This is a genomic window from Shinella sp. Sh6, assembly GCF_055392685.1.
In genome coordinates this window covers 460,859-477,206 of record NZ_AP044006.1, presented here as the reverse complement: position 1 = coordinate 477,206, position 16,348 = coordinate 460,859, and the positions used below count along the sequence as shown (strand labels likewise).

The 16,348-nt window shown below is 62.1% G+C and carries 17 protein-coding genes and 2 pseudogenes; 10 read left to right on the top strand and 9 right to left on the bottom strand.

The features are described 5' to 3' along the window. Nucleotides 1–44: 44 nt before the first annotated feature. Nucleotides 45–1,052, bottom strand: coding sequence for an ABC transporter permease (locus ACZ5TO_RS20675; protein WP_464800504.1), 1,008 nt, complete (start codon nt 1,050–1,052; stop codon nt 45–47). Between the two features lie 9 nt (nt 1,053–1,061). Then, complete coding sequence (locus ACZ5TO_RS20670) at nt 1,062–1,985, bottom strand: MaoC/PaaZ C-terminal domain-containing protein (protein ID WP_464800503.1); 924 nt, start codon at nt 1,983–1,985, stop codon at nt 1,062–1,064. Nucleotides 1,986–2,191: 206 nt separating this feature from the next. Here ACZ5TO_RS20670 and ACZ5TO_RS20665 point away from each other — a divergent pair, with 206 nt between their 5' ends. Both ACZ5TO_RS20665 and ACZ5TO_RS20660 read left to right on the top strand, forming a co-directional pair. Next, complete coding sequence (locus tag ACZ5TO_RS20665; protein WP_464800502.1) at nt 2,192–3,334, top strand: LacI family DNA-binding transcriptional regulator; 1,143 nt, start codon at nt 2,192–2,194, stop codon at nt 3,332–3,334. 12 nt (nt 3,335–3,346) lie between these two features. Then, nucleotides 3,347–4,525: a CaiB/BaiF CoA transferase family protein gene (locus tag ACZ5TO_RS20660; protein ID WP_464800501.1), complete on the top strand. Its 1,179-nt coding sequence runs from the start codon at nt 3,347–3,349 to the stop codon at nt 4,523–4,525. An 11-nt stretch (nt 4,526–4,536) separates the two neighbouring features. Here ACZ5TO_RS20660 and ACZ5TO_RS20655 read toward each other — a convergent pair whose 3' ends face one another. Further along, on the bottom strand, nt 4,537–5,697 hold the full coding sequence (locus ACZ5TO_RS20655; protein WP_464800500.1) for a LacI family DNA-binding transcriptional regulator: 1,161 nt from the start codon (nt 5,695–5,697) through the stop codon (nt 4,537–4,539). Between ACZ5TO_RS20655 and ACZ5TO_RS20650 the strand changes: the two genes are divergently transcribed. From ACZ5TO_RS20650 to ACZ5TO_RS20625, 6 genes are all read left to right on the top strand, one after another. Beyond that, nucleotides 5,680–6,681: a CoA transferase subunit A gene (locus ACZ5TO_RS20650; RefSeq protein WP_464800499.1), complete on the top strand. Its 1,002-nt coding sequence runs from the start codon at nt 5,680–5,682 to the stop codon at nt 6,679–6,681. The genes ACZ5TO_RS20655 and ACZ5TO_RS20650 overlap by 18 nt on opposite strands. Beyond that, on the top strand, nt 6,678–7,502 hold the full coding sequence (locus tag ACZ5TO_RS20645) for a CoA-transferase subunit beta (protein ID WP_464800498.1): 825 nt from the start codon (nt 6,678–6,680) through the stop codon (nt 7,500–7,502). Before ACZ5TO_RS20650 ends, ACZ5TO_RS20645 begins: the two co-directional genes overlap by 4 nt. Before the next feature lie 25 nt (nt 7,503–7,527). Then, nucleotides 7,528–8,520, top strand: a complete 993-nt coding sequence (locus ACZ5TO_RS20640; protein ID WP_464800497.1) for an ABC transporter permease — start codon at nt 7,528–7,530, stop codon at nt 8,518–8,520. A 40-nt stretch (nt 8,521–8,560) separates the two neighbouring features. After that, nucleotides 8,561–9,598 (top strand): substrate-binding domain-containing protein, encoded by a 1,038-nt coding sequence (locus ACZ5TO_RS20635; protein WP_464800496.1) that lies wholly within the window; start codon nt 8,561–8,563, stop codon nt 9,596–9,598. 72 nt (nt 9,599–9,670) lie between these two features. Beyond that, nucleotides 9,671–10,489, top strand: coding sequence for an ATP-binding cassette domain-containing protein (locus tag ACZ5TO_RS20630; RefSeq protein WP_464800495.1), 819 nt, complete (start codon nt 9,671–9,673; stop codon nt 10,487–10,489). An 80-nt stretch (nt 10,490–10,569) separates the two neighbouring features. Then, nucleotides 10,570–11,760, top strand: coding sequence for a CaiB/BaiF CoA transferase family protein (locus ACZ5TO_RS20625; protein ID WP_464800494.1), 1,191 nt, complete (start codon nt 10,570–10,572; stop codon nt 11,758–11,760). Nucleotides 11,761–11,834: 74 nt separating this feature from the next. Here ACZ5TO_RS20625 and ACZ5TO_RS20620 read toward each other — a convergent pair whose 3' ends face one another. Next, nucleotides 11,835–12,356 (bottom strand): NUDIX hydrolase, encoded by a 522-nt coding sequence (locus ACZ5TO_RS20620; protein ID WP_464800493.1) that lies wholly within the window; start codon nt 12,354–12,356, stop codon nt 11,835–11,837. A gap of 489 nt (nt 12,357–12,845) precedes the next feature. Between ACZ5TO_RS20620 and ACZ5TO_RS20615 the strand changes: the two genes are divergently transcribed. Further along, nucleotides 12,846–13,286: a MarR family winged helix-turn-helix transcriptional regulator gene (locus ACZ5TO_RS20615; protein WP_464800492.1), complete on the top strand. Its 441-nt coding sequence runs from the start codon at nt 12,846–12,848 to the stop codon at nt 13,284–13,286. A gap of 106 nt (nt 13,287–13,392) precedes the next feature. Here the strand turns inward: ACZ5TO_RS20615 and ACZ5TO_RS20610 are convergent. The 5 genes and pseudogenes from ACZ5TO_RS20610 to ACZ5TO_RS20590 form a co-directional block, all read right to left on the bottom strand. Further along, nucleotides 13,393–14,338, bottom strand: a protein-coding gene (locus ACZ5TO_RS20610) for an IS630 family transposase (protein ID WP_464800491.1) whose coding sequence is annotated in 2 segments (ribosomal slippage) — nt 13,393–13,998 and nt 14,000–14,338 — 945 coding nt in all. Because the reading frame shifts where the segments join, the coding sequence is not laid out codon by codon here. 83 nt (nt 14,339–14,421) lie between these two features. Continuing rightward, a pseudogene (locus ACZ5TO_RS20605) lies at nt 14,422–14,659 on the bottom strand (hypothetical protein). 62 nt (nt 14,660–14,721) lie between these two features. Further along, nucleotides 14,722–15,024 (bottom strand): HigA family addiction module antitoxin, encoded by a 303-nt coding sequence (locus ACZ5TO_RS20600; protein ID WP_184146954.1) that lies wholly within the window; start codon nt 15,022–15,024, stop codon nt 14,722–14,724. Then, nucleotides 15,024–15,305, bottom strand: coding sequence for a type II toxin-antitoxin system RelE/ParE family toxin (locus ACZ5TO_RS20595; RefSeq protein ID WP_184146953.1), 282 nt, complete (start codon nt 15,303–15,305; stop codon nt 15,024–15,026). Before ACZ5TO_RS20595 ends, ACZ5TO_RS20600 begins: the two co-directional genes overlap by 1 nt. Before the next feature lie 77 nt (nt 15,306–15,382). Continuing rightward, nucleotides 15,383–15,601 (bottom strand): annotated as a pseudogene (locus ACZ5TO_RS20590) (sugar ABC transporter ATP-binding protein); the annotation flags it as partial. A 50-nt stretch (nt 15,602–15,651) separates the two neighbouring features. On the opposite strand from ACZ5TO_RS20590, the gene ACZ5TO_RS20585 reads away from it, so the two are divergent. Beyond that, the gene (locus ACZ5TO_RS20585; RefSeq protein WP_464800490.1) at nt 15,652–16,077 is read left to right on the top strand and encodes a hypothetical protein; all 426 of its coding nucleotides are present in this window, start codon (nt 15,652–15,654) and stop codon (nt 16,075–16,077) included. Nucleotides 16,078–16,348: the final 271 nt, after the last annotated feature.

The following is a 16,348-nucleotide window of genomic DNA, read 5'->3' as shown; positions in this document are numbered from 1 at the left end:
TTCGACTTGATCCGGCGTCCTGCCGGAAATGTGTTTCCGGTGCGCTATTTGCGCGCCCGGCTCTTTGCCTCTCGGCGAATGCTGAACATCACGGCGACGACGATGATGACGCCGCGTGCGAAATCCTGCGCGTAGGGCGAGACGGAGAGTAGGTTCAGAATGTTGTAGGTCAGGCCGATTACCATCAGGCCGACGAAGGTGAGCAAGACGCTGCCGACGCCGCCGACGAAAGGCGTGCCGCCGATGACGACAGCCGCGATGCCCGACAGTTCGAACAGCATGCCGCCCGTCGGCTCGCCGACACCGAGGCGTCCGAGAAACAGGAGGCCTGCCATGGCCGCAAGCACGCCATGCAAAGCGTAGACGCTGCGAATGACGCTCTCGACCTGAATGCCCGAGCGGTGCGCACCGACCGGATTATCGCCCACAAGGCAGACGTGCCGGCCGTAAACCGTGTATTTCAGCATCACGGCGGCGACCACGAAGACAATCGCCGTCAGAAGCACCGGCATCGGGATCGGGCCCAGATAGCCGCGACCGAAGGCGAAGACGAATTCCGGCGCGAGATCCGCCGTCAGCGTGCGCCCTTCACTCAGGATAAGCGCCAGGCCGCGCGCAGCGGTCATCATGCCGAGCGTCGCGACGAAGGGCGGCACCTTGCCCCAGGTAATGAGTGCGCCGTTGACATAGCCGCACACGGCACCGACGAAGAGCACGACGAAAATCATGCCGGTGGAGCCGACCACTGGCGCGGCAAGCGCCCCGACGACCGTCGCCAGCGCCAGCACTGCGCCGCCGGAAAGATCGATACCGCCCGATATGATGACATAGGTCAGGCCGATTGCGATGAGCCCGACCATCGTCCATTGGCGCAACACATTGAAAAGGTTGTCGGCCGTCAGGAAGTAGGGCGACAGGAAGGTCGAGATAACGATGAGCGCCAGAAGGCCCGTCACCGCGATATTGCGCAGCATCAGGTCCTTGGCGGTCGCCGCGATATTGCCTTTGGCGAACATGGATGTCCTTTCGCTGAGGTTCGTGCCGTCAGTCATGCCGCCCTCCTAGTCATCGACCCTGGCCGACGCCCATCCGGCGGCCGTCATCAGGCCGTCCTGATTGCGGGTCCAGACTTCGAGCTCGAGGCGGCCATCGCCTGTGCGCCCGGTCACGACGCCGAAGGTCGTCAGTTCGTCACCGGCAAAAACGGGTTGGAGATAGGCATTCTTCATCCATCCGGAGGAGAACCACGCCGCAGGGCCGAAGAAATTGGCGAGCATCTCGGATATCCAGCACGTGGTCTGGACACCTTGGGCGAGGCGCGCACGAAACCCGGCCGCACTGGAGACGTTGTCGTCCGTGTGAATGTTGTGCCGGTTGAAATGGATGCCTGAGAAAACCGCCATCTCGTCGTTGTGCGCCACCTTCTTTAGCGAAGGGACCGGCGTTCCGGCAGGAATGTCGAGACGTGCCCGTGCAATTGGAGAAACGTTTTTGGAAACCGTGCCGGAAACGCGCCCGGCGGAGGGCGTGGAACTGCCCTCGCCCATGTGGATGCCTTCGGGGATACGCATGATCTCGGTGGATTTCTGGCGCACCAGCAGACGGCCCTCCTCATCGCGAACATCGACGTCCAGCACGCAGTAGCCCTTGCCGCGACGCTCGTACTTGTCGACATATTCACCGGTCAATGTGACCTTGCAGCCGAACGGAACGGGCGCGTGATACCAGAGCTCTTCCGACTGGTGCAGGCCGACGACCGTATTGGGGTTATACTTCGTCAAAAACAGCGCAACCCCGTCGCGAACCAGCGCTGCGGAGGGGACAATCCGGTGCCCGATGGCCGGATCCGCGTGGAAATAGCAGTCGGAATGATCGGCCAGCGAGAAACAGGCGGCCCGCAGATAGTGCTCGTCCATGTCGATGACCTGGGGCCCGAATTTCTCGCCCACCTCGACGGATTCGAACGTCGGATCCTTGTATTGCATTGAAGTCCTCTCCGGTATTTTGCCGACCCGTCGGCTCTTCCAAGACAGCCGGACGCGCGCACTAGGCTCGCCCCTAAAAGGCCCCCCGCAGCGCATGTCATTCGTTCGGCAAGTCTTCTCCCGGCATTCACATTTTCATATAAAAACGTTTCTGCAAACGTTTTTATTGGTCATAGTGCAAAAACCATCAGCGGGAGGAGCCAGGGATGGCAGCAAGACATCGGGCAAAGCGCGGCATAACGATCGTTGATGTGGCGGAAGCCCTGGGCGTGGCGCCCTCCACCGTTTCCAACGCCTTACACGACAAGGATATCGTTGCCCCGCGCACGAAGGCGCGCGTTCTCGCCATGGCGAAGGCGATGAACTACGAGGCGTCGGCAGCCGCACGCGCGCTCGTCACCCGACAATCGTCCTCCGTCGGCGTCATCCTGCCCGATTTTGCCAATCCCGTGTTCAACGAGATCATCAGCGGCCTCAATTCCATCCTGGAGCCTGCGGGCTACGCCACGCTCGTCGCCAGTACCTCGAACAACGGCCGAACCTGCAAGGCGGCGATCCACGCCTTCGTCAAACGCAACGTGGACGCCATCGTCGTTATCTCGCAGAGTCTCGACGCGGGCGAGACCGCGCAGCTTTCCGGCTGCGGCCTGCCCGTTATCCTGGTGCATCGCACACCGCCAGACTGGAAGACGACCCAGGCGCCGAGTTCCACATTCGACTATGTGGGCATGGACAATGCCGGCGGCGTGCGGTCGCTGGTCGAGCATCTGGCGGCACTCGGCCACCGGCGGCTCGGCTTCATCACCGGGCCGCTCAAATCGTCGGCCGCCTGCGAGCGAACCCGTGGTTTCCGCGAAGGCGTCGCCGCGCTCGGTCTCGATTGTTCGCCGGAGCTGATTGCGGAAGGCAGCTACGATTTCATTGCCGGCATGCGCGGCGCGCGTGCCCTGCTTTCTCTTCCCGAGCGGCCGACGGCCGTCATCGCGGCCAACGATCTCATGGCATACGGCACGATGGATGTCGCGCAGCAGATGAAGCTTTCCGTCCCGAACGACCTGTCGATCGTCGGCGTCGACGACGTGTTCTTCTCAGCCTTTCCGATGATCTCCCTCACCTCGGCCCGTCAGCCGGCCATCGAGATCGGTGAAAGCGTCGGTGAGAGGCTGCTCGAGCGCTTCGCGCAAGAGGATCTGCCGCCGATCGCCGTCACGCTTCCCGTCGAGGTCATCGTCCGTCATTCCACAGCGGTCGTTCCGCCCGTCATCGATCCGGGGCGAACCCTCTCAGTCAACAATCTGGAAGCCTATCTCACCAGCCGCTGGAAACCGTCCACCATCATCGTTGCATAGAATGGAGCAGACATGTCCCCCAATCCGCCGCTTGCCGGCCTGCGCGTCCTCGATCTTTCCCGCTTCATCGCCGGCCCCTTCTGCGCCATGCAACTCGGCGACATGGGCGCGGATGTGGTGAAAGTGGAAAAGCGCGGCGTCGGTGACGACACCCGCCTCAACCAACCGAAGATCGCCGGGGAAAGCACCTATTTCCTGTCGTTCAATCGCAACAAGCGCAGCGTGGAACTCGATTTCCGCGATCCCGGTGACCAAGAGACGCTACGGCAGCTGGCATCGACCGCCGACATCCTTATTGAGAATTTTCGTCCCGGCACGCTGGAGAAGATGGGGTGCGGCTGGGATGTGCTGCAAGCGCTCAATCCTCGCCTGATCCTCGTGCGCATTTCCGGCTTCGGACAGGATGGCCCCTATGCCCACCGCGCCTGTTTCGATGTCATCGCCCAGGCGATGGGCGGCATCATGAACCTAACGGGGCAGCCGGACGGTCCGCCCACCATGGCCGGCACGTTCGTGGTGGACTATTCGACGGCGCTCTATGCGACGATCGGCACCCTGTGCGCGCTCGAAGCGCGCCGCCAGACCGGCAAGGGCCAGCTCGTGGAGGCGAGCCTGCTCGAAACCAGCGCCAGCCTGCTGATGAGCGCCATTCCGGATTTCAGGCAGCTCGGCCAGTCCATGAGCCGCATGGGCAGCCGCGATCGCTACACGGCGCCGGTCAACAGTTTCCGGTGCAGCGATGACGACTGGGTCTACCTGTCCGCAGGCACCGATTCGCTTTTCCGTCGCTTCGCAGGCGTTGCCGATCTCATGCACCTGCTCGACGATCCGCGCTTTGCAACGGCCGATGCCCGTCTCGCCAACCAGGACGCCATCGAGGCAATCGCCCAGCAATGGACGGGCCTGCACCCGTCGGCCTTCGTTGTCGAAGCCATGGAACGCGCCGGAGTGCCCTGCGCGAAGGTGGCTGGCATCGGCGAGGTCACGGAAAACCCCCAGCTTCGCCATCGCGGGCAGATCGTCGATCTTCACCATCCGGCGGTCGGAACCTACACGACACACGGCGTGACGGTGACCCTGCACGATACGCCGGGACGCATTGCGCGGCCTGCGCCGCTGCTTGGCGAACATTCGCACGAGGTGCTGAAGGAATGGCTCGGCGACACCACACCCGCCCGGCGAAGCGTCTGATGCGCGCGCCATCAGTCCTTGCGCGCCGGGCCGGTCGTGTCCCGTATGCGCAGCTCCGTCGGCAGGATCACCCGTCTTGCCGGCGCCTCCGGTTCGCTCAGGCGTTCGAGCAGCAATTTGCCGGCCGCCCGGCCGAGATGCCGCTTGGGCTGATTGACCGTCGTCAGACCCTCCACCCTGAGGACAGCCGTTTCCATCAGACTGAAATCGAAAATATCGTCGAAACCCGTCACCGATACATCGCCCGGCACGCTCAAGCCTATGCCGTGCAGGTAGCGCACGATGCCGAGCGCCACGAAATCGTTGGCCGCAAGTATCGCCGTCGGCCTCGGATCGACGGCCATGAACGCTTCGGCCGCCTTGGCCCCGGTCTCCTTGTAATAATTACCGGCAAAGACCAGCCGCTCGTCGATCGCCAGCCCATGCGCCGCCATGGACACGCGAAAGTGCGCCAGACGCTCCCGCGAGGTGGAGGAATGCGACGGACCGGAGACATAGGCGATGCGGTCATGTCCGAGAGCGCGCAGGTGCCCGAGAAGAAGCTCGATCCCCTGTTCGTTGTCGGGACCGACATAATCGACCTTGTCATGAGGCCGGCGGTTCAGGAAGACACAGGGTGGCCCGTGCTCCAGGAGCTTCAGCGTCTCGTCCGCCAATGTCTGCGACACCATGACGAAGCCGTCCACCTGCCGGTCGAGCAGCGAACGGACGATCGCCACCTGCTTTTGCGGATCCTCGTCCGTATTGGACAGGAAGATCGTGTGGCCGCCGCCCGAGACGACCTCGTCGATGCCCTTCACGATCTGCGGAAAGATCGGGTTGGTGATATCGGCGATCAGCACGCCGATGGACGAGGTGCGCTGCGTGCGCAATGCGCGCGCGATCGTCGACGTCCGGTAACCAAGCCGGTCTGCGGTTTCCTGAATGACCCGCCGGCGTTCCGGATCGACATAGCCCTTGCCCGAAAGGGCACGAGCGACAGTCGCCCGCGACAGCCCGCATTCCCGTGCAATATCGACAAGCGTCGGCCGCCTTGCCGAAAGAGTGGAAACAACGTGTTCCACCATGAAGCGATCCTCCCAAGGATTTACCCCCCAACTCCAATCACGCTTTGGACAGCGAGGCAACTGTAGCGTTGACAACGTTCCCAAGATGTGAGATCGATCCCACATGAGATCGATCTCACACTAAATTCAATCGGTGGAAAGATCAATCCGCAAGCGGCCGTCGAGGAGGATGGCCTGGAGGAACAATCCGTGGGACGCATGTCCAAAGCTACCTCGCTACGGGAAGCTGCAGCGATCGTGAAGGATGGCCAGCGCCTGACGCTGGGCGGCTTCGCCATTTACCAGCGGCCGATGGCCTTCGTGCGCGAACTGGTGCGCCAGAACCGGCGGGACCTGACGATCGTCGGCGTCGTGAACGCCATAGAGGCAGACCTGCTGATCGGCGCCGGCTGCGTGTCGCGCATCGAGACGTCCTATGTCGGCCTTGAAAAATTCGGTCTCGCCCGCAATTTCCGCCGCGCGGCGGAGGCAGGCACGCTCGATACGGTCGATTATCCCGAACTCATTGCCTGGGACCGCTTCCGCGCCAGCCAGGAAGGCCTGCCCTTCTGGCCCTGCACGTTCCTCGGCGGCAGCGGCATCGTCGCATACAATGCCGATATCAAGCCGTTCGACTGCCCCGTTACCGGTCGCAAGCTCTGGGCCGTGCCGCCGGCCGCGCCCGACGTCGTCGTGGTCCACGCCGTGATGGGCGACGAATACGGCAACGTCGCCTTCCATAATCGCAAGATGCTGCCGCAAAGCGTCGACATCACGCATACCCGGTCCTGCAACACTCTTATTGTGACCGTTGAAAAAATCGTTTCTGGAAAGGAAATGCGCAGCCGGCCGGACCTTGTTGAGATTCCGGCATTCCGCACGACGCACATCGTGGAAGCGCCGTTCGGCGCCCATCCGACCTCGCTTCTCGGCATCTATGACTGCGACGAGCAGGCCTTCTCCGATTATGCGGCGGCCTCCGCGACGGCGGACGGCTTCTCGTCCTATCTCGACAGCACCGTGCATACCCCGAACGGGCATTCCGGCTATCTCGCCGACCTCGGCGTCGAGCGACTGCTTGCGCTTCGCAATGTGGAGCTTCCGGCATGAGCGCCCTGCCTTACACCATCGAGGAACTGATTACCGTCGTGCTCGCCAGGAGCTTCCGCGATGGCGAGGTCGGGTTCACCGGCCTTGCGACCGGCGGCGCGGCCGCGCTCTACATCACCGGCATTCCGCTGGCCGCCATGGAATTCGCACGCCAGACGCATGCACCGAACCTGACGATCCTGCTCGCCGGCTGGTCGATCAATCCGGACTTCTCCGAAATCCGCGAACTGCCCTCGGCGGAGTTCGACAGCGGCCTTCAAGGCCTGCCCTGCGAAGCGCAGATGGGGAGCTATCCCGGCCCCTACGCGGTGCGCCGCGGCGACGTCGATTTCGGTTTCGGCTCCGGCGTGCAGGTCGATCGCGCCGGCAACATCAACAGCACCTGCGTCGGCGATTACCGCAAACCGAAAGTGCGTCTCGTCGGCTCGATCCTGCTGCCCGAGCATATGACGTGCTTCCAGCGCGAATACATCATGATGCCGCATCACGAGGCGCGCAGCTTCGTTGAGCGCGTGGATTACGTCTCGGGCGTCGGCTATCCCGGCGGCGAGACCGGCCGGCAGGCGCTCGGCCTGACGATCGGCGGCCCGCAATGGATCGTCACGCCCAAATGCATTTTCGAGTTTGACCGTGTCGCCGGCCAGGCCCGGCTGCGCAGCATTCATCCGGGCATCGACCCGGACGACGTCCGCCGCTCGACCGGCTTTGCCGTCGAGACGGACGGCATTCCCACAACAAAAGCCCCGACGAATGAGGAACTGGCGATCCTGCGACGCAGGGTCGATCCGCATGGCGCCCTCATTCCGCACGGCGGCGAATGACACTTCTGGAGGAGCTGAGAACATCATGTCCAATATAGAGATCGGTTCGAAGCCGGCGACGAACACGTCGTCCCCGACAAATCCGCGCAACATCGGGCTGTTTCTGCTGAACTACAGCCACGTCATCACCTTTCTCGCGCTGGTGATTGCCGCAAGCATCGCCTCGCCGCACTTCCTGAACTCGACGAACATCCTCAATGTCGTGCGCGGCGCGAGCATGGTCGGCGTGGTGGCGATCGGCATGACGGTTGTCATCCTGTGCCGCGGCATCGACCTTTCCGCCGGCTCGCTCGTCGGCGTTTCGGCTATCACGGCAGCCGCGCTGGCCGGCCAGGGCTCGGCGCCGGCCTGGGGCCTCGCACTCGTCATCACAACGGCGCTCGGCGCGATCAACGGCGTGCTCGTCACCAAGCTCAAGCTCCAGCCCTTCATCGCCACGCTCGCCATGATGATCTTCGCACGCGGCTGCATCTATCTCTATTCGGACGGCGGCGACGTCTATGCGCAGGGCGCGGATGCAGCCTTCCGCTGGCTCGGTTCCGGCTATATCTGGGTCGTGCCCGTGCCGGTCGTGCTGTTCGTCGCGCTCTGGCTGGCACTCGCCTATGTCATGAAGCACACCCGCTGGGGCCGCCACGTCTATGCCGTCGGCGCGAACGAGGACGCGGCCCGCGTCTACGGCATCGGCGTCGACCGCATCAAGATCCAGGTCTATGCGCTGTCCGGCCTGCTCGCCGGGGTGGCCGGCCTCATTCTGGTCAGCCGCGTCAGCGTCGCGGAGCCGAATGCCGGCAACCTGTTCGAACTAGATGCGATCGCCGCGACACTGATCGGCGGGACGTCCTTCGATGGCGGCGTCGGCGCGGTCACGGGAACCATACTCGGCGTGCTGATCCTCGCCATCATCACCAATCTGCTCAACCTGCTCGGTGTGTCCCCCTTCGTCCAGATGCTGGCGATGGGCGTGATCATCGTCGTCGCCGTCGTCATCAGCGACATGCGCAACCGGCAGCGCTGAGCAGCCAGACTTTCGAAGGTCCAAGGAGGAGGAGACTCGAATGACCAAGATACTGACACTGAAAGACGCACTTGCCATGAACCGCCGCAGCCTGCTGAAGATGGGTCTCGGCGCTGCCGCCATGGGCACGCTGGGCGCACCCTTTGTCATCACCAGCGCGCGCGCCGAGCAGCCGCTCGCCGGCAAGAAGATCGGCTTCTCGCAGTCCTACGCTACGGATGAGTGGCTGAAGGCGCAGCGGCAGGACCTGCTCGCGCAGGCCGAAAAGCACGGCTTCGAGGTGACGGTTACCGATGCGCGGGAAAACCCGGCGCAGGAAATCCGCAACCTGGAAGACCTTGCCGTGCGCGGCGTCGATGCCGTCGTCATGATCACCTACTACGCCGAGGCCGTTCAGCCGGGCGTGCAGGCGCTCAACGATGCCGGCATCCCGATCATCGTCATGAGCTCGGCGCTCGCCGGTGAAGGCCAGTTCGATGCGCATCTTGCCGCCGACACGCTCGGCACTTCCCGTTCGGCCGGCGAATATTACCTGAAGGCGCTGAACGGCAGCGGCAAGGTCGCGCAGATCGAGGGCAAGCCGGGCTCGCTCGTCAACCAGGCGCGCGGCAAGGGCTGGCGGGAGATCGTCGACGCCAACAGCGGCATCGAGGTCGTGGCGCAAGGCATCGCCAACTACAGCCGAACCGAGGCGCTGACGCTGATGCAGGATTTCCTGCAAGCCAACAAGGAAATCGACGCCGTCTATTGCCATAACGACAACATGGCCAAGGGCGCCCTACAGGCGATCGAGGAAGCAGGCCGCAGCAAGGAAATGTGGCTGACAGGCTATGACGCCATCACCGTGGAGACCTTTGAGATGATCGCAGCCGACCGCCTGCGCGGCTCGTTCCTCTACCCGACCTTCGGCGCCGAGGCGATCGAGGTGGCTGCCGCGATCCTTCAGCAGAAGGACGTGAAGAAGGAGATCGTCTTCGCCTCACCGATGGTGACGAAGGAAAACCTCTCGCAGTTCTTCGATGCCGACAAGAAGGAACGCATCGTTCCTCCGGTCGATATGGCCGCCCTCGGCCTCTGATTTCTCCCAAGGCGCAACGGGCGCGGCAATGGGGCCGCGCCCGCGCACGATACGACAATTGAGGATTTCACAATGAGCGTTCGCCAAGAGATGCGGCCTGCCGGCACAGGCAGCGCGGCCCTCGCCGCCCCCCTCGTCTCGATCCGTGGGCTGACGAAGCAATATGGCGGCCACGTCGCCAACAGCAATATCGACCTCGACATCTTTCCGAACGAGGTGATGGCCCTCGTCGGCGACAATGGCGCCGGCAAGTCGACCTTCATCAAGATGATCTCCGGCGTCGTCACGCCGACCAACGGCACGATCCGTATTGCGGGCGAGCCGGTCGTCATGACGGCACCCGCCATCGCCCGCGAAAAGGGCATCGAAACGCTGCATCAGAACCTGGCGCTGGTCGATGTCTTCACCCCGCAGGAAAACATCTTCATGGGCCGCGAGATCCAGCGCCGTGTCTTTGGCGCCATCCCCTCGCTCGACCATGCCGAAATGCGTCGCCAGACCGTGTCGCTGTTCGAGGAACTCGGCCTCAAGACGCCCGATCTCAACAAGATGGTACGTGCGCTTTCGGGCGGCCAGCGCCAGGCAATCGGCATTGCCCGCCTGCTGCTCGACCGCAACGTCAAGCTCATCATCATGGACGAGCCGATGGCCGCGCTCGGCGTGGAGGAATCCCGCCTCGTGCTGGAGCTTATCGAGCGACTGCGCGACAAGGGCTATGCCGTCTTCATCATCAGCCACAATCTGGAGCACGTCTTCCAGATCGCCGACCGCATCGCCGTGCTGAAGACCGGCCGCATGGTGGGCGTCGTCCGGCGCGAGGACGTCGGGCACGACGAGGTCGTGTCTATGATCGTCGGTGGACGGATGCCGCAGCGGCTGACGGCGCACTAGACCCCAAACAGCATCTCACATCGCCCGGCGACGCCGCATTCTGCGGCGGCGCGGCGCCATTGCACAAACAGGACATGCACATGACTTCCCCGCTTCAGGGCATCAAGGTTCTCGACCTCACCCGCTTCATCGCCGGCCCGCATTGCGGCATGATCCTCGGCGACATGGGCGCCGACGTCGTCAAGGTCGAGAAGAAGGACTCGGGCGACGACAGCCGCCACTTCCCGCCGTTCCAGGGCGGTGAGAGCCTCTACGGCATGGCGCTCAACCGCAACAAGCGCTCCATCACGCTGAATTTCCGCGACGCGCGCGCCCAGGAACTCCTGCGCGAGATGGTCGGTCACGCCGATATCCTGCTGGAGAACTTCCGCCCCGGCACGATGGAGCAGATGGGCTGCGGCTGGGAGGAACTGAGCGCCATCAATCCGCGCCTCATCATGACCCGCCTGTCCGGCTTCGGGCAGGACGGCCCCTATGCGCTACGCCCCGGCTTCGACGGGATCGCGCAGGCGATGAGCGGCCTTATGGGCCTGACGGGATCGCCGGACGGCCCACCCTACCTCGCCGGCACGTTCTACATCGACTACATGACCGCCATGTACGGCGCCACGGCGACCCTTGGCGCGCTCAACGCACGCCATCTGACCGGCAAGGGCCAGATGGTGGACGTCTCGCTGCTCGACAGCGCCGTTTCGCTCCTGACGACCGCCATTCCGACACAGATCAACAAGGGCGAGACCCTGAACCGCACCGGAAACCGCGACCGCTATTCCTCGCCGGCGAACGTGTTCAAGACGGCATCGGGCGATTTCGTGCTCCTGCTGTCAGGCACCAACTCTCTCTTCCGCCGCCTCGCCGAAGCGATAGGCAAGCCGGAGCTTGCTGCCGACCAACGGTTCGCGACCGTCGATGTCCGTCTGCAGAACGCCGGAGCCATCGAGGAGATCCTACAGGAGTGGATGGATACCAGGGAAACGGACGCAATCTTGTCGATCATCGGCGATGCCGGTGTGCCTTGCACGAAGGTCGCGACCATCGATGAGGTCGTCGAAAATCCTCAGCTCCGCCACCGTAACCAGATTGTCGACATCGACCATCCGGTCGCCGGAAGGGTCTCGATGGCCGGCGTGACGATGAAGCTTTCCGACACCCCCCTAGAAATCCGCCGCCCCCCACCGACACTCGGCCAGCACACAACGGAAATCCTCTCCGACTGGCTTTTGCTGTCCGCCATGGACATCGAGGCACTCATTGAGGCCAATGTCATTTAATCCTTGTACCCAACCGTAACCTTTTTAAGCTCTCGAACGGATCCGAACCCGCACCTTGGGCAAGGTCGCTTCGTTCAGCAACAGGTTTCCGCTCCACGTAAACGATCGCGATGCATACAGGCAGGGACTCTTGATGCAGCTTGCGTGGATTGTATCGCGTAAATAGCCCGTGCAAGTTCCGGATTCTGGACCATGCCGGCCGCCTCCCCCAGATCGAACCAGCCGCGCATTCGCTGCGCCCGCTCGGGCCAGTTCGTCAGCGTGCCGCGTACGCGCAGGCCGAACAACGTCACGTGGCAATGCTGTAGCAATCCGCTAGCCGCCTCCCTGACATAGCGATAGCGCGCCAGAGGGTGCGTCAGGATATCGCCGATCACGCCAGCCTCCACGAAAGCGTCCATCGCCGCCGAAAGATAGGGCGGCCTGTCTTTCCGGAGCGGTCCTTTCGGCACGATCCAGCGCCCGCGCCCCCGCGACGTCACGAGCAGCACACGCATGCCGCCAAGCCGGTCCTTCCTCCAGGGTATCACGCCATATTGCTGCAACAGGCCCTCGGCGGGCACGCCGACAGCCTGCTCCCTCACCGCGCCCATCATGGCCGTTCTCCCACAGGGCCGGCCCGGCGCACCGATCGGTCATTCCTGCGCGGGAGCGGCAAGTCGGCGTGGCCGGCACTCAACCGCTTGCACCACGGGCAGTGACGGGCTGCGCGCGGCAGGGGGCGGTTGCAGGAAATGCAGAACCGCATGGAAAGGGAATGTCTCATGGATACGCTCCATCTGCACGGCGTAACGGCACCGCTGGAATGAACCGCGATCTTCAAAATTCCCGGAGCAGGCTATGTGCGGCGATCAAGAACTGGGAAAACGCCGCTCCGGGACGAAGCACGTGCTTCGCCGGCAAGCCTCGAGACCCTGATGAACGTTTCCATGCACATGCCAGCAATGTGGTGTCACCCGCGGGGCAAAGCAAGATGCGCCGATTTTTTCTTTTTTTTCAGTTATTTGACTTTCTCTTCCCGGTGGCCGATAGAGGCCCCATGAACACGCATCGCGCCGGTCACAGACCCAAGCCACGGCAGGGCCATGTCGACGGGTTGCCGCGCCTTTGAGCGGCGGCAACCCGGAAAGACTTTCGGCTCCGATGCGTTCCCCTGTCGAGAGCACGGTGATGCGCTTCATCAACCAAATCCGGCCATTTCCGGCCGTGCGGTTTCGGATGCGACGATGCTATCTTCGAGCAATCTGGCGAGGATCTTGCGCGGGCTTGAAGAGAAGGGGCTTATCCGGCGAGAGAGCGACCTTAAGGACGCCAGGGCTGTCCGTCTTTATCTGACGGATTTAGCTCACGCCAATCTGAAACTTTTGCGGAATTCATGGAGCAGAATGCTGGATGGCCTCATCGAGGATGAGGGGGCTATTGATCTGGTCAACGGTGTCCTGCGACGAGTGGACGAGGGATTGCTTGCTCGCCGCAAGGGTCAGACTTCGACCGACGGGAGATCAGAGCCATCGGTGGAAGGCTGAACTGATTTCCGCGTAGTCGATCTTGTCTGATATCAGGCTCGCGGAAGTTTAAAGGGTGATTACACATCACGCTCACGGACTTGAGGGCGTCTAGATCGTTTTGCATTTAGGTTGATCCATATCCTGCATTTTGGATGTAGTTTGCGCATTCGGCTGGCGGGATTGCCCTGATGGTTTCGGCGAGTGCCGCGTGGACGGCGTGCTCTGATCGAGCCATGGCAGTTCTCATGGCGTGCTTGATCTTGGAAAAGAGTTGTTCGATCGGGTTGAGATCAGGGCTGTATGGCGGCAGGAAGATCATTCTCGCCCCCACACGCCGGATCGCCTGACGCACAGCCTGGCCCTTATGGCTGCCAAGGTTATCGAGGACGACGATATCCTTGGGCGAGAGCGTCTTGACCAGTTCCTTTTCCACATAAGTCAGGAAGGCATTGGCATTGACCGGACCATTGAGAACCCATGGCGCATCGATGCGGTCGCACCTGAGCGCCGCGATGAACGTCATTGTTCGCCAATGGCCATGGGGAACATGGGCGATCAGCCGCGCGCCTCGCTGGCCCCATCCCCTGAGCGGAGCCATGTTGGTTTTCACCCAGGTTTCATCAATGAACACAAGGCGGTTGGGGTCAATCTTGCCTTGATGGCGTCTCCAACGTTCGCGTTGACGCACCAGCTTCGGCTTATTCTGTTCAGCCGGCAGAACGGTTTTTTTTGAAGCTTTTGCCCTCGCGGTGCAAGAAGCGGCAGACGCTGGCCGGGTGCACTTTCAAGCCCCGCTCCAACAGACCGGCCGCCAGCATCTCCAGGGTGATATGGTCCGGCCCTTCGATCATCGACAGTACCCAGTCGCGATGGCCGCCGGTGATCGCATGCGGACGATATCCACCCATCTTGCCTGGTGCCACACTGCCGGTTTGGCGATATCGCTGCGCCCATTTGATGACGCTCGACGGCGCAACCTTCAGTGCCGCCGCAACCTCATGGCAACTCTCACCCGACGCGATCAGATCCATCGCCAGATGCCGCAAATCCATCGAATAGGGGCGTCCCATCTCAGCAGACCTCCGTTGAACACCCAACAGAATCTGATTTCGACGTAAATGGGAATCCCGATTCCGATAAACCGCAAAACGATCTAGCATGCGCTCCTAACCGGAAACATGTGTTCGCCGTAGTGGTGAAGCCTGGTGTGATGCCGGCGGCACAACCAACGCACCTTCAAAGGCTCATCATATTGATCGTGATGGGCATCGACCGCTTCGATCCCACAGACCTTACATGTTTGCTTTTCCAGTGCGCCGGCCTGCACAGCGAGGTGATTTACCTGGATTCGAGCGACGCCAATTGGCCTGGCGCGTATCCGTCTTCACCATCCCTTCAATCCACCTTTATAATCCAGCGTCCGTCTCTCCGATCTCGTCGCTACCGATCTTCGCTACGCCGCCGTAGGTAAGGGTGAGACCTTGATGTCACGCTCGTGTGCCCTCACCTGCGCGAGGTCATAGGCCCCCTGCATCCGCATGATCGTTTCCGCTCGCAATCCGAAGGCTTTCTCGAAACGGATCGCCATTTCCGCCGACAGCGCGGTATGGCCGTTCAGAACATTGCTCAGGTTCTGTCGGGAAACGCCGAGATGCTCGGCGAGCGCCTTCACATTGACGCCACGCGGCTCCACGATCTGACGCTTGAGCCAAGGGCCTGGATGAACGTGGATCGAAGAATGAATCTTAATAGCCATTAGTGATAATCCTCCAAATCAAGATCAGCGATTGTGGCATCATCAGCCAGAGTGAATGTTAGCCGCCAGTTCTTCGTAACTGTCATGGCATAAACGCCCCCGCGATCTCCGGTAAGAGCGTGGAAACCGAAGTTCGGCGGAATGCCAAGCTCGTCGACGCTGGAGGCCGAGACAATAAATGCGATCATGTCGATAACACGATCGGCCTCGATGACACCCTTCACACGGCCCTTCTCGACGAGGCTTCGCAGGGCCTTATGCCTGATGCTCTCGATTTCCATGTGTCGTGTCATAGACGACACGCAAGGCTCGTGTCAATTGATAATTGACACACAGCACAATCGCCATCCCTCAGGGCGAGCACATGGCTGATGAAGATGATCGAACCGCCGTCGGCCTTAAGCTGCTCGACCAGGGCGAAGAAATGCTGCTTTTCCTCCGGCGTTAGCGTCGCGGTCGGCTCGTCGAGGATGAAGATCTCGGCGTTGTGCTGGACCGCGCAGGCGATCTCGACCATCTGCTTCTTGGCGGCGCCGAGCAAGGAGACGAGCGCCGTCGGCTCGACATCGACGCTCAGAAGAGGCCCTGGCGATTGCTGACCGCATCTCGATCCTGCGCGACGGCGAGTTGGGCGTCACTGACGAGACAAGGAATTTCACCCACGGTCGGATCGTGCAGGCCAAGGTTGGCCGCCAGTTGAAGAACGAACTCTACGGCAAGGTAAACAGGCGCGTCGCCCGGCCTGCCGACAGGAAGGTGCTGGCGCTGGAGAGCCACCGGCATGTTCGGCTTGGTCGCCCGCCGCACGGAAGTGATGAAGATTGCCGCCGGGTGCTGAAGCGCGGTCTCTTCCATGGCGGCCGGATCAAGCTCAATGGCGAGACCGTGCGCTTCGACGTGCCGCGTAGCGCCATCAACAACCGCATCGCCTATATCACCGGGGACCGCGAGCTCGACGACCTGTTCGACACGATGGGGATTGCCCAGAACATCTTCTACGGCAAGCTGGTGAAACGCGGCGAGGTTGTTTCTACCCTCCACCTAGGACAATGAAAGAAGCACCCTCTCGACTCAAACTCCACGACGGAGCATCCTCCTCCTTGTCGGACTAGGAAGGGTACTGCGTCATGGCTCGGCAGATCGCGCTTTGCGTTGTGATCGGGGTAATTGCCTACGCTTTCTTTTGGATGGCGTGGCAGTGGCTTTGAGAAGCCGGCCCTAAGCCCGGCCCTGGTTTCGGGCAGGCGGGACAGCAGCGCCTTCGGAGTTCGACGAGGGGATGCGATTGGCGGTCAGATCAGCAAGATAAGGCTTTCGTTGCTCG